This window comes from Stieleria magnilauensis, assembly GCA_007753675.1.
GTDB classification, from domain to species: Bacteria; Planctomycetota; Planctomycetia; order Pirellulales; family Pirellulaceae; genus Stieleria; species Stieleria magnilauensis.
Genome location: CP036432.1, coordinates 5,079,229 through 5,103,708 on the forward strand (window position 1 = coordinate 5,079,229; position 24,480 = coordinate 5,103,708).

At 59.9% G+C, this 24,480-nt stretch carries 11 protein-coding genes; 8 read left to right on the forward strand and 3 right to left on the reverse strand.

All coding sequences use genetic code 11. The features are described 5' to 3' along the window. Positions 1–856 precede the first annotated feature (856 nt). Positions 857–4,363: a PVC-type heme-binding CxxCH protein gene (locus tag TBK1r_RS17805; protein WP_419581477.1), complete on the forward strand. Its 3,507-nt coding sequence runs from the start codon at positions 857–859 to the stop codon at positions 4,361–4,363. A 3-nt stretch (positions 4,364–4,366) separates the two neighbouring features. Here the strand turns inward: TBK1r_RS17805 and TBK1r_RS17810 are convergent, their stop codons facing one another. Further along, positions 4,367–5,845 carry a sulfatase gene (locus TBK1r_RS17810; protein ID WP_145213380.1) on the reverse strand — a complete coding sequence of 493 codons (1,479 nt, stop codon included), beginning with the start codon at positions 5,843–5,845 and terminating at the stop codon, positions 4,367–4,369. A gap of 109 nt (positions 5,846–5,954) precedes the next feature. On the opposite strand from TBK1r_RS17810, the gene TBK1r_RS17815 reads away from it, so the two are divergent. From TBK1r_RS17815 to TBK1r_RS17835, 5 genes are all read left to right on the forward strand, one after another. Beyond that, a complete protein-coding gene (locus tag TBK1r_RS17815) occupies positions 5,955–6,221 on the forward strand; it encodes a hypothetical protein (RefSeq protein WP_145213383.1) in 267 nt (88 codons plus the stop codon). A gap of 407 nt (positions 6,222–6,628) precedes the next feature. After that, a complete protein-coding gene (locus TBK1r_RS17820) occupies positions 6,629–7,027 on the forward strand; it encodes a BlaI/MecI/CopY family transcriptional regulator (RefSeq protein WP_145213386.1) in 399 nt (132 codons plus the stop codon). After that, positions 7,024–9,750, forward strand: coding sequence for a M56 family metallopeptidase (locus TBK1r_RS17825; protein WP_145213389.1), 2,727 nt, complete (start codon positions 7,024–7,026; stop codon positions 9,748–9,750). Before TBK1r_RS17820 ends, TBK1r_RS17825 begins: the two co-directional genes overlap by 4 nt. A 41-nt stretch (positions 9,751–9,791) precedes the next feature. Further along, entirely contained in the window at positions 9,792–12,251 is a 2,460-nt protein-coding gene (locus tag TBK1r_RS17830) for a DUF1549 and DUF1553 domain-containing protein (RefSeq protein WP_145213393.1), read from the forward strand. A 75-nt stretch (positions 12,252–12,326) separates the two neighbouring features. Continuing rightward, complete coding sequence (locus tag TBK1r_RS17835; protein WP_145213396.1) at positions 12,327–13,595, forward strand: DUF1501 domain-containing protein; 1,269 nt, start codon at positions 12,327–12,329, stop codon at positions 13,593–13,595. 47 nt (positions 13,596–13,642) lie between these two features. On the opposite strand, the gene TBK1r_RS17840 is transcribed toward TBK1r_RS17835, so the two are convergent. Continuing rightward, positions 13,643–16,531, reverse strand: a complete 2,889-nt coding sequence (locus TBK1r_RS17840) for a PVC-type heme-binding CxxCH protein (RefSeq protein ID WP_145213399.1) — start codon at positions 16,529–16,531, stop codon at positions 13,643–13,645. A 282-nt stretch (positions 16,532–16,813) separates the two neighbouring features. Here TBK1r_RS17840 and TBK1r_RS17845 point away from each other — a divergent pair, with 282 nt between their 5' ends. After that, on the forward strand, positions 16,814–20,914 hold the full coding sequence (locus TBK1r_RS17845) for a ThuA domain-containing protein (protein ID WP_419581478.1): 4,101 nt from the start codon (positions 16,814–16,816) through the stop codon (positions 20,912–20,914). A 115-nt stretch (positions 20,915–21,029) separates the two neighbouring features. Further along, positions 21,030–23,054, forward strand: coding sequence for a sulfatase (locus tag TBK1r_RS17850; protein WP_419581479.1), 2,025 nt, complete (start codon positions 21,030–21,032; stop codon positions 23,052–23,054). A gap of 322 nt (positions 23,055–23,376) precedes the next feature. Here TBK1r_RS17850 and TBK1r_RS17855 read toward each other — a convergent pair whose 3' ends face one another. Next, positions 23,377–24,363: a PDZ domain-containing protein gene (locus tag TBK1r_RS17855; RefSeq protein ID WP_145213405.1), complete on the reverse strand. Its 987-nt coding sequence runs from the start codon at positions 24,361–24,363 to the stop codon at positions 23,377–23,379. Between the last annotated feature and the right edge of the window lie 117 nt (positions 24,364–24,480).

A 24,480-nucleotide genomic window follows, 5' to 3' on the forward strand; every position in this document is an offset into this window, starting at 1 on the left:
GCCCGCGTCGAGGGGAATCCCCCCTTCCAGCGAGACGGACACCCCGGCGTCCCCCAACGCATCGACACCGCCCCCATTGATAGCAACATCCAACCAGGGACAGACCCCATCCAACCAGGGACAGACCCCATCCAACCAGGGACAGACCCCATCCAACCAGGGACAGACCCCATCCAACCAGGGACAGACCCCATCCAACCAGGGACAGACCCCATCCAACCAGGGACAGACCCCATCCGACCGGGGACAGACCCCATCCGACCGGGGACAGACCCCATCCGACCGGGGACAGACCCCATCCAACCGGGGACAGACCCCATCCAACCGGGGACAGACCCCATCCAACCGGGGACAGACCCCATCCAACCGGGACAGACCCCATCCAACCGGGGACAGACCCCATCCAACCGGGGACAGACCCCATCCAACCGGGGACAGACCCCATCCAACCGGGGACAGACCCCATCCAACCGGGGACAGACCCCATCCAACCGGGGACAGACCCCATCCAACCGGGGACAGACCCCATCCAACCGGGGACAGGCCCCATCCAACCGGGGACAGACCCCGACCGTCGACACCGCCCCCCATTGATAGCAATAACCGGCCGGGGACAACCGGCCGGGGACAGACCCCGACCGACCGCGCTGCTAGGAGGGTGAATCGCCAAAACAGCACCTCCGCGTCACGATTCTCCACCGCGCGCGGCACGATCCCTTCTGCACTTCGCCGTCTCGATTACAATCTCCGGATCTCCGCCCAGAAATTCTCCACCGACTCCATCGTTCGCCACCACGCGCTTTCCGCACGGGCATTGTTCGCTTTCGAGAACAGCCCCCCAATCAACAAGAGCCTCATGAACATCATCCGCAGCTTCGTTGCAATGCCGAAGAACACTCTTATTCCACTGTTGCTCGTCGGCGTTTTGTCCGCAGCGGTTTTTCATCCCTCGGCCGACGCTGCTGAACCGTTCGAATTTCAGCCCAACGACGTGGTTGCCGTTTACGGCAACGGCCTGGCCGACCGAATGCAGCACGATCCCTGGGTCGAAACGGTGCTGCAGAGCCATTTGAAGGGCATGAACGTCAGCTTTCGGAACATGAGCTTTTCCGGCGACATGGTCAACAAGAGACCCCGCAACCAGGGGTTCACCAATGATGCCGAATACTTGCAACACGTGGCACCGGACGTCGTTTTCACATTCTACGGCTACAACGAATCGTTTGCGGGGCCGGGCGGTGCGGATGCCTATCGTGCCGAGCTGGTGAAATTGGTCCAGCGCTACACGGATCTGCGCAAGCAAGCGGGAAAGCAAATTCGCTTTGTCCTGTTCAGCCCCATCGCCTACGAATTCACGGGTGATCGGCACTTGCCCGAGGGGAAAGAGCTGAACGCGAACCTGGCCGTCTACAGCGAAGCGACCCGCAAAGCCGCTGCGGAAACGGGAGCGACCTACGTCGACCTGTACACGCCGACCCTGCAGTTGTTCCAGTCCAGTGCCGATCGGTACACGATCAACGGCATCCATCTGAACGGCAACGGATACCAAAAACTCAGCGAAATCATCTCCGCCGCATTGCTCGGCAAAGCCGCACCGGCCGCCGACACCTTGGGCGATGTCTACGCCGCGGTCGAGGACAAGAACTGGCATTGGCACAATCGCTATCACGCCACCGACGGCAACGACATCTGGGGCGGCCGATCCACGCTGACCTTCGTCGATGGTCAAAGCAATGCCGACGTTCTCAAACACGAATTAGTGATGCTGGACGTGATGACCGCCAATCGTGACAAAGCGATTTGGGCTGCCGTCGAAGGCAAAGAATATGTCGTCGACGACAGCAACGTCCCGCCGCCGGTGAAAGTGATCTCCAACGTCGGCGGGGGCAGCAAAAGTTCCAGCGCCGCCAAAGAAGGCAGCATCGATTACTTGAGCCCCGAAGAATCGATGGCCAAGATCAACGTGCCCGAAGGCTACGAATTAAACCTGTTTGCGTCCGAAGTTCAATTTCCCGACTTGGCCAACCCCGTGCAGATGCAGGTCGACGCCAAAGGTCGTCTGTGGGCGGCAAGCTGGAACACGTATCCCAAGTGGGAACCCGGCAAGGAGATGAACGACAGCCTGATGATTTTTGAGGACACGGACAAAGACGGCACCGCGGACATCCGCAAGATCTTTGCCCACGTCCACAATCCGCTCGGCTTCGAATTCTGGGGCGGCGGAGTGATCGTCACCTCAGGCCCCGACCTGCTGTTCTTGAAGGATACCGATGGGGACGATGTGGCGGACGTGCGTTATCCCATTCTGCAAGGGCTTGGCACCGCCGACACGCACCATGCAGCGAACAACCTGGTGTACGGCCCGGACGGCGGCATCTATTGGCAAAGTGGGATTTTCCTGGTGCACAACCACGAAACGCCTTGGAAGCAAAACCTGCACATCGGCGCCTCGGGGATGTATCGCTTTGACCCACGCACCTTTGTGATCACCCCGCACGCCGGCAATTCACCCAACCCGCACGGCACCAGCTTTGACTACTGGGGTTACTGCTACGCCAACGACGGCACCGGCGGCAAGTCGTATCAGGTGCGTCCCGAAGGCAACGGATTCAAGATGCACACCCTGCTGGAGAAAGAATTCCGCCCGGTCGCGGCAAACGCGATTTTATCTTCCCAGCACTTTCCCGAGGAGTTGCAGGACGACTTCTTGATCTGCAACACGATCGGCTTCCTGGGTGTCAAACAGTACTCGCTGGATCGTGAAGGAAACGGCAAAGACCGCGCGTTCGGACACGTTTGGGGAACGCCGGGGATTGAATTGCTCAACAGCGAAGACCGCAACTTCCGTCCGACCGATGCGGTCATCGGCGAAGACGGCGCGTTGTACGTCTCCGACTGGCACAACGCCATCATCGGTCACATGCAACACAACATTCGCGACCCCAACCGCGACCACAAACATGGACGTATCTTCCGTCTGACGGTCAAGGGTCGACCGCTGCAAGAACCGGTCAAGATTGACGGCCAACCGATCGCCGCACTGCTGGAAAACCTCAAGCACCCGGTCAACGGGGTGCGTCACCGGACCCGCGTCGAACTCAGTGCCCGTGATTCCGACGAAGTGATCGCCGCGGCGCAACAATGGATCAAAGATTTTGACCCGAACGACGAAACCGAGGCCCATCACCTGCTCGAAGCCCTGTGGTTGCACCAACAGCACGGCGTTCGCAATGAAGCCTTGCTCGACGCGCTGTTAAGCTCCGACGTCAAGCACGCCGTTGTCGCGGCCAACACGGTCAAACACTTTTGGGAGAACGTGGACGCCACCGGAGCGAGCGGATTTGCCGCACCGGCCGAAGTCGAGTTCGTCAAGTTTGATCCCCCCAAGCACCTCAGTCGCGCCGATCGCAAGGTGTACAAACTGGGCGCGGAGGTTTTCCAACGCGAATCGCACTGTGCGACATGTCACCAAACCCACGGAAAAGGAAGCGCGAACATCTATCCGTCACTGATCGGCAGCCCCTGGGTTACCGGCAGCGAAGAGCGTCTGATCAAGATGACCTTGCACGGCCTGTGGGGCAAATTGACGGTCAACGGAAAAACCTATGACCCGTCGCGCGGCGTCCCGCCGATGACCGCGTTCCGCTCGCTGCTCAACGACGAAGAAATGGCCGCAGTGCTGACTTTCGTCCGCAACACCTGGGGCAACCAAGCCTCGCCGGTCCGTCCCGCCAGCGTCAAACAAGTCCGTCAACAGACGACCAGCCGTTCGACGTTTTGGACGCCCGACGACCTGCTCGCCGAACACCCGCTCGAGCAAGCCCTGATGACGAACGATCCGGCAGCCGACGTCGAGGAGTTCTCCAATCCAGCCCTGGAAGAGGAACTGCTCGGCACGCCGACCGCAGAACTGGTCAAGGTCGCGATCGAGCAAGGGAATCTGCGAAGAGGCAAGAAGGTCTTCTACCAGTCCGCCGCCGCCTGCTTTGCGTGCCATGACCCGCCGGGCGGGGCAGGCCGCTTGGGTCCTGATCTGGCAACCCTCAAGACCAAGCTAACCGCCGAGCAACTCGTCGAGGCGATCCTGGATCCTTCGAAGTTGATCGACAAGGCGTACGCACAAGTGAGTGTGCTGACCGCCGACGGCAAGGTTCACACGGGCGTGCGGATCTCCGAGAACGACGACGAGATGGTGTTGAGAAACCTCGCCGAACCCGAGCCGATCAAGATCGCCCAAGACGACATTGAAGACGTCAAAGAATCCAAGGTTTCCCTGATGCCGGCCAACTTGGTCCGGCAACTGAAGAGCCGCAAGGAATTCAATGACCTGATGCGGTACGTCATCGAAGTGCGAAAACAATAACGGCTACTTCTTGTTCTTCTTTTTGCCCTTGCCCACGATCGCGGCACGGTTGGTCGAAAACCCGGCCGCGTCGCGTTTGGCCAATAGCCGCGTTTGCATGCTCTGGAGCACGTCGGCGTACTCGGGGTTCTGGGCCTGGTTGGTGAATTCGCCGGGATCGTTTTTCAAATCGTAAAGCTCCATCCCATCGTCACCGAAGCCCCACTGAGTGAAACGCCAGTCGTCGGTGCGCAGCGACTCCCCGCCGCTGCGGCTGATCGTGAATGCGTGATCCTTCGTCCATGCGGGCGACTCGACATCCAAGAGCAGCGGTTTCAAACTGGTGCCCTGCAGCGTTTCGGGGGCGGGAACACCGGCCAACTCGGCCAGCGTCGGATACAGATCGACCAGCTCCGTGATCTTTGACGTTCCACGACCGTGTTGGTCCTCCAGCCACGGCACACTGATGATGAACGGAACCCGCGTCGCTTCTTCGAACAGGTGCTGCTTTTGAAATTTGTGATGATGCCCCAGCAGGTAACCGTGGTCGCTGGTGAACACCACGATGGTGTTGTCCCGCAAGCCATGTTTTTCAAGCGCATCTAACACGAGTCCGACTTGGGCATCCATGTAGGACACACTGGCGTAGTAAGCCTGCAACAATCCCTTGTGCAGTTCCGGTGTGACACCATACGTGGTGCTGTTGGCTTTGTAGCCGCGGATGATTCCCGGCACATCATCAAGATCCTTCTCCGGAACCCGCGGCGCTTCCATGGCTGACCGGTCGTAGCGATCAAAGTATTGCTCGGGGGCGACCAGTGGCACGTGCGGGCGGACAAAACCCACGGCCAGAAAGAACGGTTTGTCTTTGACGCGATCGAGAATCTCGATGGCTCGGTCGGCCGCCATGCCGTCGGCGTGGTCGTGATCCCCTGTCGATGCCACCACCCCGGTGAAACTCTGCGAGCCCTTGTCTTTGGGCGACCAGTTCGTCGATTCACCCGGCGCATGATGCTCGGGTGCTTTGATATTGATCGCCTCGTCCCAAGAAAATGGATCATCGCGTTCGGCAGTGCCGGCAATGATCTCATTGGGGATTCCCATGTGATAGATCTTGCTGACGCGTCCGGCATAGTAACCTCGCTTGCGAAAGGTTTGCGACAGCGTGACCACGTTCGGCATGCTGCCGCGCAAGGTGCCTGCATTGCCGAGTGTCAGATTCGAATACGGATACAGTCCCGACATGATCGAAGCTCGCGACGCACCGCAGACCGGATACTGGCAGTGCATGTTCTCAAACTTCACACCGCGATCCGCCAAACGATCCAGGTTCGGCGTTTTGCACTGCGGGTGCCCAAAACCACTCAGCGATGTATTCAGGTCATCGGCGATCAAGAATAAGACGTTCGGTTGCTCAGGCTCGGCGAGGGCGGGGGAAGTCGCTGCCATCTCCAGCACCGTCATCCCCAGCACAGCCGCAATGGCAAGGCAGGTGTTTTTCATGAATCGATCTTGTGTTTCACTTTCGGGGAAGCCGTCCGACGAACGAACAAACGATCGCTAGAGGCCCTGTTATGATACAGCGTGATCTACGCTGCCACTGACCATAGAGATGACGAAAGCTCCGATGTTGCAAAAATCGAGATTCAGGAAATGCGTTGTTCTGTTGATGCTTTTGTCGGCGCCGGTTGCGATGCAGGTCGCGGTGGCGCAGCAATCGGTGCAACTACCCGACCCCGACGGAAAGCCGGCGGCCGCTGACAAGTCCGTCTCACCCAGCGGCGCGGGATACCACTACAACCACAACGCCGAAACCTACATGGAAGTCGGCAATGCGCTGGGCTGGGCGATGGCGGAGTTGCTCGCTGGTGAAGACTGAATCGATCCGGACGGATCGCTGCTGAAACCACGCCCGCAGACGCAAGGGGCTGCGTCGCGATCGCGTAGATGCCTGGCCGTGCTGTCAGCGGCAGGGCGCGAGCCCAATACCACGACGCTAGGCGTCGTTTCTACGGATGGGGCCCGTAGGCTCGCGCCAAACGGCTGATCATCGTTTGAGATCAGCCGGTTCGCGCCAGCGCCCGGGCCTCCTCATCGGTAATTCATTCGCGGCAATGGGCGTTTGCCTTCGGTAGCCGAGCAATACCATTTCAACGGTTCTTCGCCCGATCTGCTTGACACCTGTTCTACAACCTGTAGTATTACACCCTGTAGATAAGAGCCGGAGGTCCGTTTTAACCGACACGGGCGTCGGCGCGTGTTTTCGAGGATTCGGAGTCTGCAACGATGAAGGCGATGAAACTTGGCGGGCGACAGTTGGCGGTCATCAAATTGCTGTGGGAACGCGGCGAGATGACGATCGCCGAATTGCAGGGTGCGTTGGATGTCGAGTCGCCGCTGGCGTATTCGACCGTCGCCACCGTCCTGGCGCGGATGGAAAAGAAAGGTTTGGTAACGCATCGTGACGAGGACCGCACTTACTACTACCGCGCGGCGGTTTCGCAAGAGCGTGCGGGGCAAACGATGGTCGGCGAATTCGTCGAGCGACTCTTTGGCGGTAAACCATCGGAACTGGTCAACCACTTACTCGACAGCGATCAGGTGGACTCTAAAGAATTACAGCGGATCAAAACGCTCGTGCAGCAGCATGAAGCGAAACTTAAGAAGCAGGAAGGTCGATCATGAGCGATCTCGCAAGCCTGACAGGAAACGTCGGCGTTTTTCTGTTGACCTATCTGTTGCACTCCACGCTGGCGTTCAGCTTCGTCGCCGCAGCAACCTATTTTCTCGGACGCCGACGCAATAGCGAATTGAGGGTGCTGGCATGGAAGATGGTGCTCTGTGTTCCGGTCGTCACCACGCTCGCAGTCACGGTGATGGACGTTCCCCATTTCGGGCTCCAGTTTCCAGTGCATATCGCGGTCAGCGAAGCGGCGGGAGAAACCAGTCGCGACAATCCGACGGCGTCCCAAGAGCGAACGGTGCCGGCGCCGCTCGTGTCGAAAGATGACAATCGCCCGCAAACCGCCGACGAAACATCGGCCAGCGGTGCCGACGGGCGATTCGCTTCGACGCCGTTCACGTCGGCCCGGGTTGCTGCCAGCGGTTCACCAAACGTCTCGCCGTTGAAGCCACCGACCGCCCGCTCCGGCTGGGGAATGGTCATGACAACTTGGTTGCTCGGAATCGTCGTTGGTGCGTTGGGGCTTGGCGTTCAAATGACACGGCTGTTGCAACTTCGCGAGCGGGCCTCGACGATTTCGACCGGCGATCTGTGTCGGTCGTTGAACCGATTGCGACGCAACCTAGGGATTCGCTGCCGCGTCGATCTATTGCGGACGGCCGATCTTCCCGGACCGGTCGCCGCGGGGATCCTGCGGCCGTTCATCTTGATCCCCCAAAACATCTGTCCCGACTCGGTAGCCGTCGGCGGTCGGGATGCCTCTCCGAGCACCGGTCGTGAACTCTCAGCGTCGGAGCGTGACGCGTTATTGGCTCACGAACTGGCGCACGTGGCTCAGTGCGACGCTTTGTGGAACCTGATCGTGCAGATCATCAGCCGCGTGTTCTTCTTCCAGCCGTTGAATTGGTGGGCCGGGCGAGAGCTTCGTAAAGAGATGGACTTCCTCGCCGATGCGCAGGCCGCGCTGGTGCTCGGTCACCGAACCGGGTTGGCGCATTGCCTGATCCGACTGGGAGACCAGATGAGCCGGGCGTCTGGGCCGGTCGGGCCGGTCGGGCCGGTCGGGCCGGTGCACCTTGCGGCCGGGATGGCGGCGTTTCGCTCCACGCTCGGCCAACGCATCGAAACGCTGCTGGACACCAACAACGACTTGCGTCGTATGCCGCGTTGGAGCCGATTGGCGGCGCTCGCGGTCATGCTTTCCGGATCGATTTTGGCGACGGTGATCGTGCCCCGCGCGATCGCCCGCGCGACTGAACCATCCCCTCCCCCAACGATACCCCACGAAGGAAACGAACCTATGAAGAAGCAAGTTGCAGCATTGGCCATGGCGACCGCCTTGGTCATCCCGGCTGCCGGCGACGAACCGGCGACCCGCCCCGCATCACCACCGCCGACGACGGAACTGAAAGCCACGCCGGACGCCTTGCCGCCGGGCATTCGCAAGTTCAATGGCATGGTCGTCGGTCGGCTGGCTGCCAAGGACATCGAACGCGGTACCTTCGTCGTCCACGTCGATGCGGTCTCGCGTGTGTGGCGCAACAGTCAAGCAGAAAACCCTCAAAGCATCGTCGGCAAGTCGGTCGCCGTCGGTGGCGTGTTCGGCAAGTTTTTGGACGTCTTGGTCGTCACTCGAATCGGTGAAACGATCGAGTTTGAGTGCAAGCACGACGGTGACGGGCTGAAGTTCCCCGGTGAAATGCTCCGCAAGGTCGCCCCCTATCGACCGGAAGACTATCCGAAGTTGCCCGAATCCTTTCGCGGTTTCCAGGGCTCGGTGATCGCGGACATCGTGAAGAAAGATCCCGAAGCGTTCGAAATGATCATCAAGGTCAGCAGCGTCAAAGAGGCCTGGAACAAGAACACGGCCAAGGAACCCCGCAGCATTGAAGGCCGAACGATGATGCTAGCCGGCTTCTGGAATCGCAAGGAGGTTTATCACAGCTTTAAACCGGGTGACCGCATCGAAGTGGGAATGCAGCACATCGGCCGCCAGAGCGAGCACCTGACGGTCGCCGAATTTGTCCGCAAGGCGGATGCCGGTTCGGAAAAAGCCGCCATGGAACCCATGAAGCGGATGGAGCGAGAGTCCGCCGCGGCGGACGGCTTGGCGTCAGGGCAAAACGGTTTCTGTGGGATGCTGGTCGGACGTCTGGTCCAAAAGGACGTCGAGCGCGGCACCTTCACCATCACCGTCGATGCCGTGCCACGGATCTGGAACAAGAACCGGGTTGACAACCCCAAGGCGATCGTCGGTCAAAACGTCCAAGCCGGCGGGGTGTCCGGCAAACTGCTCGATGTCTTGGTGGTGTCCCGCGCCGGAGAGACCATCGAGTTCGGGGCGCTGCACGAGGGCGGTCCGTTCATGCGAGTCGTGGAAGTGCTTCGCAAGGTGGCTCCGGTTTCGCCCGGTGACTATCCCGAGTTGCCCGAGGCGGTTCGTGGCATCAAAGCCGTGGTCACTGCAAAGGTCGTCAAGAAGGACCAAGAGATGATGGGATTGATCGTGGAGGTCACCCGTGTCGACGAGTTGCTGCCCGGCAGTGATGCAACGGATGCCGATTCGATCGTCGGACGACGGGTGATGCTGGACGGGTTCTGGAAACGCAAAGAACTCTATCAAGACCTCCGCGTGGGTGACGTGATCCGCTCCGGTGTCGCCCATCAGCAACGGCTGAGCGACAACTTGGCTGTCGCTGAATCGGTCAAGAAGATCGACGGCTGACGCGTGATGAGAAACCTCCCCCTAAGATCAACGGTGAGTCGATGATTCGAACGGTCTTGGCCGGTATGATCGGCGTCGTGACTTGTGTGCTGCTGTCGCATCCGCCGGCGCTGCGGGCGGAAACCGTCCCGTCGGTCAGCGAACGATTTGCGGCGGCCGAGACGGACGAGACGCCGGACTTCCAGCAACACGTCGTCCCGCTGCTGGGCCGGCTGGGGTGCAACGGACGATCCTGTCACGGTTCCTTCCAAGGACGTGGCGGGCTGCAGTTGTCCCTGTTCGGTTATGACTTCCAGATGGACTACCGCTCGCTGACCGACCAGACCTCCACCGGCGGCGACGGCCAATCCGACCGACGCGTCGATCGACGGCGGCCCGACGAAAGCCTGGTCTTGCAAAAACCGTTGCTGCAGGTCGACCACGACGGCGGTGATCGATTCGCCGAGGGATCGTGGGAGCATCACCTGTTACGACGTTGGATCGAAGACGGTGCCAAGCCGATCACGCAACCGCGTGTGCTGTCGCATCTGGAAGTCCAGCCGGCGGAAGTCGTCTTTGATTCTGGCGCCGCATCGGTGCCATTGAGTCCGGTACCGCTGCGAGTTGTCGCCGTCTGGGAACAGGGCCTGCGCGAGGACGTGACGCCGCTGTGTCGGTTTCGCACCAACGATGACTCTGTCGTCACGGTCGATTCCGATGGTCGATTAACCTCGACCGGCCCCGGCGATTCGCACGTGGTCGTGTTCTATGACAACGGGGTGGCGGCGGTGCCGGTGCTGCGTCCGTTGAACGATGCCCCGGACCGGGCAAGACGCGTCAACGATGCCGAAACGCAGCCGCCCAGTGTGGATCGATTCGTCCTCGCCAAACTGGACAAGTTGGGCATCGTCCCGTCGGACGTTTGCAGCGATGCGGAATTCTTGCGCCGCGTCAGCATCGACGTTTGCGGCACGTTGCCGACGCCCCAGGAGGTCGAGTCGTTTCTGGCCGACCGCTCGACCGACAAACGAGAACGCAAACTCGATGAGCTGTTGGAACGGCCCTCCTATGCGGCTTGGTGGGCCAACAAGCTGTGCGATTTCACCGGCTGCAACCCGAATCAACAGGCCGAACTGGGCCAGGAAACGTCGGTGCAGTGGTACATGTGGGTGTACCAGCGATTGCGTGAGAACGTACCCTACGACGAATTGGTGCGCCGGATCGTTTTGGCCAAGGGCCGTGAGTCCGGTCAGTCGTATCAGGACTACGCGCGTCAAGTCTCGGCGTATTTCCGTGATGATTCACCGGCCGACTTTGCCGAACGTGAAACGATGCCGCACTACTGGACACGTCGCAGCATGGAAAAGCCCGAAGATGCGGCGCAAGCGTTTGCGCAAAACTTCTTGGGCCTTCGTTTGCAGTGTGCCCAGTGCCACAAGCACCCCTTCGCGCCATGGACGCAAGGTGACTTCAACGAATTCAGCCGCTTCTTCGAAAACGTCGAATTCGGTGTCGAGCCGACGTCGCTGCCGCAGTACCGCGAATTGGCCAAGCAGGTCGGCTTGACGGTGCGAGGCGACGAGGGCACCGCGATTCGCAGCGACATCCTCCGCCAAGCCCAAAAGGGACGCATCGTTCCGTGGCGTGAACTGTACATCGACGCGCGCCCCGAGCCCGAGTCATTGTCCTTGTTGCGCAGCGGTTCGGTCACCTTGCAGGGGAACGATGATCCGCGTGAGCCGATCATGAATTGGATGACCGACCCGGCGAATCCGTGGTTTGCCCAAGCAATCGTCAACCGCGTTTGGGCGAGCTACTTTCACGTCGGCATCATCGATCCGCCCGATGATTTGAACCCGGCCAACCCGCCCAGCCATCCAGAGTTATTGGATTGGCTGACGCGCGAGTTCGTCCGACAAGACTACGACCTCAAATGGTTGCATCATCAAATTGCCACCAGCGACACGTATCAACGCAGTTGGAAACCGAACGAGACCAATCGCGATGACCGTCGCAATTTCAGCCGTGCGATTCCGCGCCGCCTGCCCGCCGAAGTGGTCTATGACAGTATCAAACAGGCGTTTGTGGCGAGTGATAAACTGATTGAAGTCCGCACCGATTTGACGCGACGTGCCATCGGGCACCTGTCGATGCGACTGGCCGGAACGCACGCGATGCAGGTGTTCGGCAAGCCGGATCGTGCGGTCAATTGCGACTGCGAGCGTGTCAACGAGCCGACCCTGTTGCAAGCGGTCTATCTGCAGAACGACCCGCTGGTGGATCAACAGCTCGAATCGAGCGGCTGGCTGCAGGAAATCCAAGCTCGCGAAGATGCCGGTGTTGCCTTGGATCCAACACGACTGATCGAAACCGCATGGTTGAGAACGGTCAGCCGGCCGCCCACCGATAAAGAAGTCGCTCGAGCCGAGCAGCATCTTGCAGCCGGCGACTCAACGACCAAGGCGATGCGCGACTTGCTGTGGTCACTGATCAACACGAAAGAGTTCATCTTGACGAAATAGCAAACTGATTCACGCCCACCAAGCGGCCTGAACGATCACGATTCCAATCTCACCAACAACGCAAAAGGCACATCGATGACTCTGAACCGAAGGCAATTGTTGCAAGTCGGCGCGCTCGGCGGCAGTCTTTCGCTGAGCCAGTTTCTGCGTTCGAACGCGGCCGCAGGCCACGCCGACTCGGGACGGTCCGCCATCCTGGTGTTCTTGGGCGGCGGTCCGTCGCACCAGGATACGTTCGACATGAAACCCGACGCGCCGGTCGAATACCGTGGTCAATTCAAACCGATCAGTACCCGCGTGCCCGGCATTCAGATCTGCGAGCACCTGCCGCGGTTGGCGCAGCGCACCGACAAATTGGCCATCATCCGGGGCATCACGCACAGTTTGGCCGATCACGGGCTGGGCACGCGGTACCTGATGACCGGCAATTTGCCGACTCCCGTTGTCAGCTATCCGATGTATGGGTCGGTCGTCAGCCGCGAGTTCCCTGCCGCGGCGGACCTGCCGTCATTCGTTTCGATCGATCGTCCTGTCGAGGGCCCGGGATACTTGGGCACGCAATACGGACCGATGTCGACCGGCGAAAAACCGCGTTATGGCCAGCCGTTTCGCGTCCGCGGCATCACGCTTGATGGCAGTCTAACGGTCGATGATTTCCGATCGCGACATCAATTGCGGGCGGACATCGACACCGCGTTTGACGGCTTCGAAAACCTGGACGACGCCGTCAGAGGATTGGATCGTTTCGCCCAGCAGGCGTATCGGATCATCAGCTCTCCGCGTTCGCGTGACGCGTTCGATTTGACCCGTGAACCGGAACAGCAGATTGACCGTTTCGGTCGCCACGAATACGGCCAGAGCACCATGTTGGCGGCGCGGTTGATCGAAGCCGGAGTGCGTTTCGTCACGGTGTTGTTGGAAGGCTGGGACACGCACATGGACAACTTCAACACGCTCGGCCGCGAATTGCTGCCCCAGCTCGACCAAAGTCTTTCCGCCATGTTGGATCGGCTGGAATCACGCGGTTTGTTGGAATCCACGTCCATTCTTGTCACCGGCGAATTCGGTCGCACACCGAAAGTCAACTCCAACGCCGGTCGCGATCACTGGTCTCGGGCGATGTGCGCGTTGATGGCCGGCGGGTCAGTGTCGGCCGGGCAAGTCGTCGGCGCGACGGACGACAAAGCCGCCGGCCCGGCCGGTGAGGGATTCACCCCCGACGATTTGGCCGCCACCTTTTTTCAAAACATCGGCATCGATCCCAAAACCGAGTACCAGGCCAGCGTCGGTCGCCCGATCACCCTGATCCGTGACGGATCGCCCATCCCCGGTGTGCTGAGTTAATGCGGCCGATGATGTTGGGGTGATCCATGACGAGACAGCGTCGACGACTACTCCGACGCGATCGGGCCTTGGGTCATCAGATAGGCGAACAAATTCGTGACGTCGGCTTCGCTCAGATAGGTCAGAATCCCGTCGGGCATCAATGATAATTGGGACAGTCTTCGTTCGGCGATCAATCCCTTGTCGACTTGTTCCACCCGCTTCTGCGTTTGCAGCGTGATGACGTTTTCGTTTTCGGCCGTCACCACGCCGGTCAAGACGCGTCCGTCGTCCAACAGCAAAACGCTCATCCGATACGCCGCCGGCACGACCGAACTGGGGTCAAAGATGTTGCCGAGCAAGTAGTCCAGGTTGTGCCGATCGCTGCCGGTCAGGTTGGGGCCGATCGGCTGGCCGTCACCGTAAAGCTGATGACAGGAAGCACATTGTTGCAGATAGATCGCTTTGCCCGCGACCGGATCGGCCGCCGCGATGCGCTGGGCGGTCATCCGTTTTTTCCATTGCGCCATTTCCTGCTTCTTCGCTTCGGGGGTCTCACGAACATTCCCCCAAACCTGTTGCAACCGCTCGCTCAGTTTTGCATCGCCATGGTTCTCGATCTGGCGTGCCTGGTAAGGCGAAATCGCGTCGGCCGGAATCTCACCCGCTTCGATGGCGTCGAGCAGATCGAATGCGTGCTGCTTTCTGGCGATCAATGAATCGATCGCGGCGTTGCGGTCCACGACGGACCGTTGCCAGCGATTGATCAGACGGAGCGAAACCCCTGGCGCCTCGTAGTGTGCCAACGCGCGAACGACCTCGCCCGCGATGACTTTGTCATTGATCGCGGCGAACAGCTTGGGCAGCAGATCTTCGCTCGGCTGTCGCATCAGACTGTCGATGGCTGCCCGTCGATTCGCCGGATCCGCCTCGGTGTCGAATGCCAGCTTGACGACGACTTCACGAGCACGCCCGTCGCCGAAAACCAACGAGAGTTCTTGAACCAATTGTTTTTCAAGGGACGAACCGTCACGCTGCACCGCGGCCACAACCGCATCCCAGTTCGAGGGCGCCGCGGCGCGAGCTCGGCCCCGCAGTCCCTGCCCCAATCCTTGCAGCACTTCGGGACGAATGCCGGTCCGGTGCGTTGCCAGAACCGACGCAAGCAAGCGTTCGACTGCTGCAGGTCGCTCGTCGAGTGATTCGCCGAGCCGACGTGCAATCAGGTGGCGGAGTTTGGGAATCCGTGTGTGCATCGCCAAACTCACCGCACCATCGGCGTGCTCGACCACCGCTTCTTCAATGCCGTACCAGATCATCAACGGTTGTTGACGGTCATCGGCATCCTCGCCTCGCGCGCACAGTGACGCGGCGACTTCGATTCGACGATCGATCGGCAGACGTTGCAAGCCCGCGGCCACTTCGACTCGCACCAGACCCGACGAGTCGGTTCGGGCAATGCGAATCAGACGATCGATCGCTGTTGACTCCGCGTCAAGATCTTCACACAAGAAACGCACGCCCATCGCGCGGCGGGCGTCGTCCTCGGAATCGAGCAGTGCGTTGATGTGCTCGATCCCAAAATCCGACCGCGCCCGGGAGGTCAACCAGTCGCCGTGTTCGGGTTTTACGTCGCCCTTGGCATCGCCCTCATAGACCACTCGATAGATCCGGCCGCTGGACCGGTGCAGCCCGGTGTTGTCGTGGCACTCCCCGGTGTCCGACCAATCATTGATCCACATCTGGCCATCCGGCCCGGCGAGGACGTCCAACCCGCGGAAGAACGGATCTTTCATCAACATGAAATCTTCGCCGTGATGGGCGACATAACCACAACCATCACGCTCCAAGAGATCCCGATTGATGCGACGGCCGTGAAGGTTGCAGGTGAACAGATTGCCCGCGTACTCCTCGGGCCACACGCCGCTTTTGTAGATCAGGCATCCCATGTGGGCGTGCCCGCCGCCGAGCGCCGACGTGCTGCTGCTCAGGCCGTCGCGGATCGTGTTCCAGTCTTCTTTGCCGGTATCCCAATGAAAGTGATCCGCGGTTTGCGAGATCACGTCATAGGCATGCGGATTCACCGCGGCGCCGAACATGCGCTCGTAGTAAGCACCGGGCAAGGCGTGCCACAGATGGCCGATCACCGTGTTGGTGTAAAACAACTGACCGTCGGCGTTCCAATCCAGCCCCCAAGGGTTCGTTCCGCCGTAACAAAACACTTCGAACGACTTCCGCTGCATGTGATAACGCCAGATCGCGGTGTTGACCGGCGTGCGTCGATTGTCGGGCGTTCCCGGTTGACCGACCATGGAGACGGACAAAATTCCATGCCGACCGTACAGCCAACCATCAGGTCCGACTTTTAAACCGTTGGCGACATTGTGGCTGGTCGTGTCGACTTCAAATCCGTCCAAGACCACTTCCGGCTCGCCGTCGGGAACATCATCCCCATCGGCATCGGCGATAAACAGCAATTGCGGTGGACACAGCGCATAAACACCGCCGTCGACGCAAGCGACGCTGGTCAAACGATTTGCCTGGTCCCAAAACACGTCCCGTTTATCGGCCCGTCCGTCGCCGTTGGTGTCTTCCAAGATGATGATGCGATCGCGCAGATCCTCCGCCCAACGATCGGGTCGCTCGGAGTACGTGTAGCACTCGGCGACCCACAACCGGCCGCGACCGTCAAAGCACATCGCAATCGGTTGCTGAACGTCCGGTTCGCTGGCGAACACTTGGCAGCGAAACCCAGGCGGCAACACCGCCGTCGCCGCCGCCTGTTCGGCCGACATCGGCGAGGTCTTTTCCGGCTCGCTGTCGTACGGTTCCGGGAAGTCGGACTTGCGGTTTTCCGTAGAGGTGGAAACCGATGTCTGAGCCGAGACGCAGGGGATGAAAAACGCTCCGCAGATCAGAACAGCGACGAAGAAAGTGAGCGGTTTCAATAAAGTCATCGGTGATCCTTTGAGAAAATTTCCCAAGTCAGGCGGGGAGCGGCATCGCGGAGGGCACACATCATACAACGGTAGGTCACGCTGTGCGTGACAGATCGTCTGATGGCATGCACAGCATGCCTTACGGCGACTGCTCCACCTCGCGAGACCCAGCGTCGATTGAATCGTTCATCCGCGCGAGACAACGCACCAACCTGGCACATGTGGACAGGCTACAATACGGGACGCCTTCCCCCGAGCCCGATCGGCTCACCATCATTTGCCCCATTGGTAAAGCTGCGGATGTCCATGCGCATCGTTCGAACTCTTTCGCTGCTCGGATTGACTCTCATCGCTGGACTTTCGCCGGCGAAAAACCCACCGGTGCCGGCGATTCCCGAGTTGAGTGGGCTGGTCTTGCACCTCGATGCTGGCGAACTGGCAAAATCACAGCGGCCGGGGCCGGTCAACACGTGGCAGAACCTCGCCGCCGGTGTGCACGATTTTTCGCAAACAACAGAGGACCATCAACCGACGCTTGTGGAAGTGGCGGAATCGCACGTGGTGCGGTTTGATGGCTCGCACCTGCGCAGCGCCGGCAACGACCTCACGTCGAAATCGCTCACTGTTTTCACCGTTGTGGCGGCACATGCGAACCCCGGCGAGTTCCGTGGTTGGCTCTCGTCCAATGCACCGGGCGGACGCGACTACGAAACCGGATTCAATTTGGACCTCGGTCCGGGACCGACGCGTAAGCTTGACGTGATCAATGCCGAGGGACGTGGTTTCGGCGGGTTTCGCGATCTGTCGGAAGGCAGTCGCGCGTTCGGAACGCTGCATCAAGTCACCCTGCACGTCGATGCAACATCAGAGACGGTTTCGTTGAGGGTCGACGGCAAAGACACCGGCCGGCGGGCTTATCAACCGTCCGAGATCTCTCTGGTGGAGATGACGCTGGGCGCTCGCTTTCACACCAACGGCCCGGGCAAGCTGCAGGTTCACGGTCAGCTGCCGTGCGACATCGCGGAGGTGTTGGTTTATGAGCGAACGTTAACGGACGAAGAAACGGGGGCGGTCGAGCGTTATCTAGCAGCGAAGCATGCAAACCTCGCTGAAGAGTTGCCGGGCGCGCTGAAGCTGGATCAGGATTCGGTCGAACTGGTCAAGGTCGAAAACCCACCGGTGATCCAGATGCTGGTCCCAGGTTTCGAGGTCCACGAGATTCCCGTCGAGCTGACGAACGTCAACAACGTCCGATTCCGGGACGACGGTAAACTGTTTACGTTGGGATACAACGGTGACGTCCACTTGTTGAGCGACAGCGACGGCGACGGACTGGAAGACCGGGCGGAACTGTTTTGGAAGAACGAGGGGTCGCTGCGGGGACCGATCGGCATGCTGGTCACGCCAACGGACTATCCGCACGGCCAAGGCATCTTCACGCCCAGCAAAGGCAAGGTGTCGTTGATCGTTGACACCGACGGCGACGATCGGGCAGATGAAGAGATGGTGGTAGCAACGGGCTGGGACGAGATTCCCCAAAACGTCGACGCCACCGGAATCGCCATGGGCTCCGACGGGTCCTTGTACTTCGGCCTGGGGACGGCGAACTATGCCAACGCCTACTTGATCGACGATCAAGGTGTCGCGAAGTACGACCTGCAAAGCGACCGAGGCACCGTGCAGCGTGTCTCTCCGGACTTCAAGACCCGTGAAACGGTTTGCACCGGCATTCGTTTCCCGATCGCATTCGCCTTCAACCGGCACGGCGACTTGTTCTGTGCCGAGCAAGAAGGTGCGACGTGGCTGCCCAACGGAAATCCGTTCGATGAACTCCTACATATCGTCCCGGATCGTCATTACGGTTTTCCGCCACGGCATCCGCGACACAATCCAGACGTCATCGACGAACCGTCGGTGTTCGATTACGCCCCACAACATCAATCGACGTGCGGGATGGTTTTCAACGGTGACGGTGTGTCGGCGGCTCGTTTCGGTCCGAGCGGTTGGGCGGAAAACGCGATTGTTTGCGGCGAGTCGCGTGGCAAGCTCTGGCGAACCCAACTCGCCAAAACACAATCCGGCTATGTTGCAACCACCCAGTTGTTGGCGTGCTTACAAATGCTGACCATCGATGCCTGCGTCGCCCCGAACGGTGACTTGGTGGTCGCGTGCCACAGCGGACCGCCGGACTGGGGCACCGGACCGACGGGCAAAGGCAAACTGTTTCGCATCCGCATGACCGATCCGGACATCGCCCGCCCCCTTCAAGCCTGGGCAAATTCGTCGCGTGAAATTCAGATCGCGTTCGATCGCCCGCTGGACGCCGCGATGTTGCAAAACATCGCCGATCAAATCGCGATTCAGTATGGCCCCTTCGTCCGCGCCGGAGATCAATTCGAAACGCTGGCCCCACCCTACGCGGTCGTCCAGCGGCAATTGGCGACGCCGCGCCGAAACCTCGCCATCCGCGGCATGGCGTTGTCCGCCGACCGTCGCAACGTACTGTTGCAAACCGATCCGATGCTGGCCAATTCACACTACGCCGTTTCGATCCCGTATCAACCCCTCGAAAACCAATCGACAGAGGGATCGATCGAACAGCTCCAATCGATCGATCTGGACCTGACGCTCGGAGGTGTCGAAGCAACGTTCGCCCGTCACGCCGATGACGGGGCGGACGCGGTTCGATGGACGGGTTGGTTGCCGCACGTCAACTGGCAGGTGTCCGACGAATTTACGCGTGAAAGTGCGATCCATGATCACCTCCGCTTGCTGTTGCCGGACGGGGGCGAGATGACGCTGAAGACGCGGCTAGACGTGACGGACCTGCTGCGACCGAAAGTCCAACCGGGTTCGACGTTGGATTACCAGTGGCCCGAAGAAATCGTCACGCTGACCGCAAGTTCGTCCCAGCCGATGAGTCTTGAAATCGCAGACCGGCAACTCGCGGCGACTCGGGGGGATGACGGAAGATTCACTGCCCGCGTCGAGATTGCCCCCGAGTCGGCCGACAGCGTTTCGCTGACGCTGCGTGCGCGGGTGGCCGCGAACTCCACGCCCGATTGGTCGCTCGCCGCATCCACCAACGAAGACTCGCGTTTGCGTGCCCTGCCACTGCGCCGTTTCTCCTTGCCGTGGACCTCGAAGTCGGGTTCGGATACCGAGCCGGTTGAATCAAAAAACATCGCTGAGATCGAAGGCGGGAACTGGGGCCGGGGACGACGCGTGTTCCACAGTGACGCGGCGGGTTGTTTCAAGTGTCACGCGATTCATGGCGGCGGCCCTAACATCGGGCCCGACCTGACCAATTTGGTGCATCGCGACTATGCGTCGGTGGAACGTGACATCAAGCATCCAAGTTTTGCGATCAACCCGGACTACCTGGGCAACACCGTGTTGACCACCGATGGCCGCGTGTTGACCGGAACGCTGCAAACCCAGCAAGGGCATTTGATCTTGGGGGATGCCGACGGCAAGACCACGCGGTTGACCAGAGCGGAGATCGACACGATCAAGCCGGCCGACGTGTCCGTGATGCCCAAGGGCCTGGACGAAAAACTGACGCCGGACCAGTTCCGTGACCTGATGACGTTCTTGCTGACCCCGCCGCCACACATGCCGCTGGATTCGCCGCTCGAAGCGCCACCGGTACGCACCCAAGCCGAAGTCGCTGCCGTCCTGGCCGGGTCGCAGCCGCTACCGAGCCCGCTCGACCCGATCCACATTGTCTTGGTGGCGGGCAAGAAAGATCATGGCCCGGGTGAACACGACTACCCGGCGTGGCAGATTCAGTGGGGGCAGTTGCTTGCAGCCGCCGAAGCCGTACACGTCGATGCGGCCTGGGACTTTCCTGATGACAAACAACTCGCGACCGCTGACGTCCTAGTGTTTTTTCAAAAGGGCGATTGGAATGATCAGCGACAAAGCAAGATGGACCAGTTTTTCGAACGCGGTGGCGGAGCGGTTTACATCCATTGGGCGGTCAACGGAAACGATCGAGCCGGCGAGTTTGCCAGACGGATCGGATTGGCGTCCAAGGGGGGCAGCATCGGTTACCGGCACGGACCGCTGGCGTTGAACGTCCACAACACCGACCATCCGATCATGCGCAACATCGAGCCGCTGCAGCTGTATGATGAAAGCTATTGGCGACTGACGGGACAGCCACAGGACGTCACCTTGTTCGCGACCAGCATCGAAGACGGCGAGGCGCGTCCGCAGATGTGGTCGTACGAGCGTTCGGCGGGTAGAGTCTTTGTCAGCATTCCCGGCCATTACAGCTGGACCTTCGACGATCCGATCTTCCGCACGATCTTGATGCGTGCGATGGCGTGGACGGCCCGCCAGCCGATCGACCGCTTCAATGAACTCATCCCGCTCGGTGCGCGGATGTCAAAGTAGTGTGTCAAAATCGACAGGGGCTTCCCGCCTGATTGTCCGAGTTTTATACGCCTGGACGTCCATCCAGCGGAATGTTTCGACAAGGTTCTCTTCTTTTCCTCCAGTTGTCAGTCGCATGAAAACACAACGACTTACGATCATTTGGTTCGGCGTCCTGATCGCGGGAATGAGCGTCACGACGGCGATGACGGTGTGCGCCGCCGATGCATCACCGGCAGCCCAACCCAACATCGTCCTGTTTCTGGTCGACGACATGGGCTGGATGGACAGCACGCCTTACGGGTCAAAGTATTACGAAACGCCGAACATGAAACGGTTGCAACAGCAATCGATGCGTTTCACCAATGCCTACGCCGTCCCGTTGTGCTCACCGACGCGTGCCTCGATCTTGAGCGGCCAGTACTCCTCTCGCCATCGCGTCACGTCCGCCTCCGGACATCAGCCGGCAGCGCCCGCCGATGCGTCTGCGTATCCCGCCCGAGCGCCTGCCAACCGTCCGTTGATCTACGCCAACAGCAAGAACAACTTGGACCTCAATCTGATCAGCTTGGCGGAAGCGTTACGCGGCGCGGGTTACCGGACGGGGCATTTCGGGAAATGGCACTTGGGTTTGAGCCAAGAGCATTGGCCCGAACAGCACGGTTTTGAAGTCGCGTTTCACGCCGAACCGAGCCCCGGTCCGGCCAGCTACTTTTCGCCCTATGGCGTCCATGCCAACGGAGTGCCTTCGGGAAGACACCACGTCGGAACGATCACCGATGGTCCGGCGGGGGAATACATCACCGACCGGCTCACCGACGAAGCGATTCGATTTGTCGAAAGCCACCAAAACGAACCGTTCTTTCTGAACTTCTGGCACTTCGCCGTTCACGGCCCGTGGGGGCACAAGGAGGAGTACACCAAACGATTTGCCGAAAAGACCGACCCACGCGGCCGACAGAACAATCCGATCATGGCATCGATGCTCAAGAGCGTCGATGAAAGCCTCGGCCGCGTGTTGGACACGTTCGATGAACTCGAATTGACCGACAACACGCTGTTCATCTTCTATAGCGACAACGGCGGCAACACGCACAGCAACGTGCCCGGTAGCCGGCAGATGAAAAACATCAAACCGGGACATCCGAAATGGGACTTCGTCCAGGACTGGAAAAAATGGGCCGGTGAACAGCCACCGACCAACAACGCGCCGCTGCGTGAAGGCAAAGGAAAAATCTATGAAGGAGGTCAGCGCGTTCCCTTGATGGTGCGTCTGCCCGGCCAGGTCCAGCCCGGTTCGACCAGCGATGCCATCGTCGGACCGATCGATCTGTACCCGACGATCCTCCAGGTCGCGGGCCTGAAGCAGCCCGAAGGACACATCGTCGACGGCGAATCGTTGCTGCCCGTGTTGAAACAAACCGGCCGGCTCAAACGGCAAGCCTACTTCACGTGGTTTCCACACTTGATTCCCGCCGTGTCGGTCCGCCAAGGCGATTGGAAATTGATTCGGCGGTTCGAGCCGCATCCCCAATATCCCGCCGTCCGCGAACTCTACAACCTGACCGACGACATTGGTGAAACACAAAACCTGGCAAACGCGATGCCACAGAAAGTGGAAGAGCTGGATGGGTTGATCGACCAATTCATCCGCGACACCGGAGCGTTGGCCCCAAAACCGAACCCCGACTTCAACGCAGACTCCAAAGCGGGTTCCACGGGAACGCCCGCATCATCCGACATCACCTTGGGTTTGGTTGCCCGCAACTGCGAACTCGTCAAGACGGATGGGGCGATCCGGGTCGTGGGCCGGGGACGTCAGCCGTTTTTGGGGACGGCCCAAGTCAAATCCGACGGCCCGCTGACCCTGCGGCTTCGTGCCCGCAGCGCGACAGGCGGTGAAGGACGAATTCAATGGAAGACCGCAGGTCAGGAAACCTTTCCCGAGTCGGGCCAAATGGTCCGCTTCGATCTTTCGGCAGGAGCATCCTGGCAAGACATCACCGTCCAGATCCCCGTCAATGGCAGGACGAGCGTCGTGCGGTTGTATCTTCCGGCCGAGGAAAGTGTGGTGGATGTTCAATCGATCGATTTTCGAGACAAAAGCGGTCGCGGGAAATCATGGGACTTTTCAGCTCAAACAATGCAACCCCAACCTTAAAAGTGGTTGAAGTAGCATTGCTCCGTCAACTCTTAGTTGTAGGGTGCCGCGGAAAAAGAACAGGCGGTCAATTGCGGAACGATGAAACGATTACTGGGCCCACGGATGGCACTTTCGATGGGTAGCCCGTTGAGAATGCTGGTGTGCTACCCCAGACGATTCACTTCAGCAATTTCATCGCTTCCTTTCAGCTGGAAACGAAAAAAACCCGCCGAGAACCGCAACGTCTGTTTCCAGGCATCGCGTTCATCGGCGGGATATGATTCAGCGCATCCGCGGGGATGCGGCTGAATGAAACGCGTCGATCAGTGATCGAGCGGGATTAGTTATCGAGCGAACCTTCCAAGTCGGCATCGGTCGAAGCCGATCCACTTGCATCGACATCGAGACCGGAATCGAGTGACACGTCGGCTTCAAGCGATCCGTCGGCGTTGAGCGACGTGTTTCGATCACGACGACTTTGGCCGTTGTCTTGGATATTGCCTTGGACATCGCCTTGGACATCGAACTCGCCACGCAATTGGTCGATCGTCGACTTCAATCGCTCGATTTCGTCTTCCAGTGCCGTGATGCGTGCTTCATAGGCTGCCGACGCGTTGGCCGAACCGTCCATGGCGGGTTTGTTTGCACGATAGCGGTCATTCTGTTGTTGGCGTGCCGCCAACGATGCGGTCACCGCTTGCTCTTGACCGTTACGCAACACCTTCATTTGCAACTGGGCGTTGGCATCGGCATCGCGGACAATTTGCGCCAACTGATCGGTCGACGTGATCGCTTGACCGTTGGTGCTGATCACGACGTCACCGGCTTGCAGCCCCGCTCGCGCGGCCGCACTGCCTTGTGTGACGTTGGTGATTCGGATGCCTTGATCGCTGCTTTGCAATCCGATTCCCAATCGAGCGCGTTGTTGCGCGGCAACGTTGGAACCGGCGATGTTGCGGTTGCCGTTGACGTTAGCGTTGGCGTCGACGTTGGCATTGATGTTGGCGTTCGGCAGAACCTGCCGGGTCGCCTGATTGACGCCTTCGCGGATCGCTTGGTCGGCGCCTTGACGCAGCGCTTGGTCGGCGCCTTGACGCAGCGCTTGGTCGGCGCCTTGCTGAATCGCACCGCGGACGCTTCCGCCTTGCCGAATCTGATCGGCGGCGGCTCCGATTCCGCTGCGGACCGCATTATCGACGGCGTTGCCGAGACCGTTTTGGGTGGTCGGAACGGCTTGGCCGAGGTCTTGCGCGGTGGTGTTGCCGGTCGGCAATGCCATGCTCGCACCAGCCAACGCGGTGACACACAGTAGGTTTTTGACTCGCATTAAATAAGCTCCTTTGATTTGCTATTGAAGAGTCGCCGGACAAGGATTCCCTTGCCCGATCAGGCCATCAAATGACCTTGGGGTTGATGCCCCCAAGACAACGAAACATCGACAACG

Coding starts and splice junctions, on each gene's coding strand:
- TBK1r_RS17820 (WP_145213386.1), top strand. CDS start 6,629: ATGAAGGCGATGAAACTTGGCGGGCGACAGTTGGCGGTCATCAAATTG.
- TBK1r_RS17805 (WP_419581477.1), top strand. CDS start 857: ATGAACATCATCCGCAGCTTCGTTGCAATGCCGAAGAACACTCTTATT.
- TBK1r_RS17855 (WP_145213405.1), bottom strand. CDS start 24,363: ATGCGAGTCAAAAACCTACTGTGTGTCACCGCGTTGGCTGGTGCGAGC.
- TBK1r_RS17810 (WP_145213380.1), bottom strand. CDS start 5,845: ATGAAAAACACCTGCCTTGCCATTGCGGCTGTGCTGGGGATGACGGTG.
- TBK1r_RS17830 (WP_145213393.1), top strand. CDS start 9,792: ATGATTCGAACGGTCTTGGCCGGTATGATCGGCGTCGTGACTTGTGTG.
- TBK1r_RS17845 (WP_419581478.1), top strand. CDS start 16,814: ATGTCCATGCGCATCGTTCGAACTCTTTCGCTGCTCGGATTGACTCTC.
- TBK1r_RS17825 (WP_145213389.1), top strand. CDS start 7,024: ATGAGCGATCTCGCAAGCCTGACAGGAAACGTCGGCGTTTTTCTGTTG.
- TBK1r_RS17840 (WP_145213399.1), bottom strand. CDS start 16,531: ATGACTTTATTGAAACCGCTCACTTTCTTCGTCGCTGTTCTGATCTGC.
- TBK1r_RS17850 (WP_419581479.1), top strand. CDS start 21,030: ATGAAAACACAACGACTTACGATCATTTGGTTCGGCGTCCTGATCGCG.
- TBK1r_RS17815 (WP_145213383.1), top strand. CDS start 5,955: ATGACGAAAGCTCCGATGTTGCAAAAATCGAGATTCAGGAAATGCGTT.
- TBK1r_RS17835 (WP_145213396.1), top strand. CDS start 12,327: ATGACTCTGAACCGAAGGCAATTGTTGCAAGTCGGCGCGCTCGGCGGC.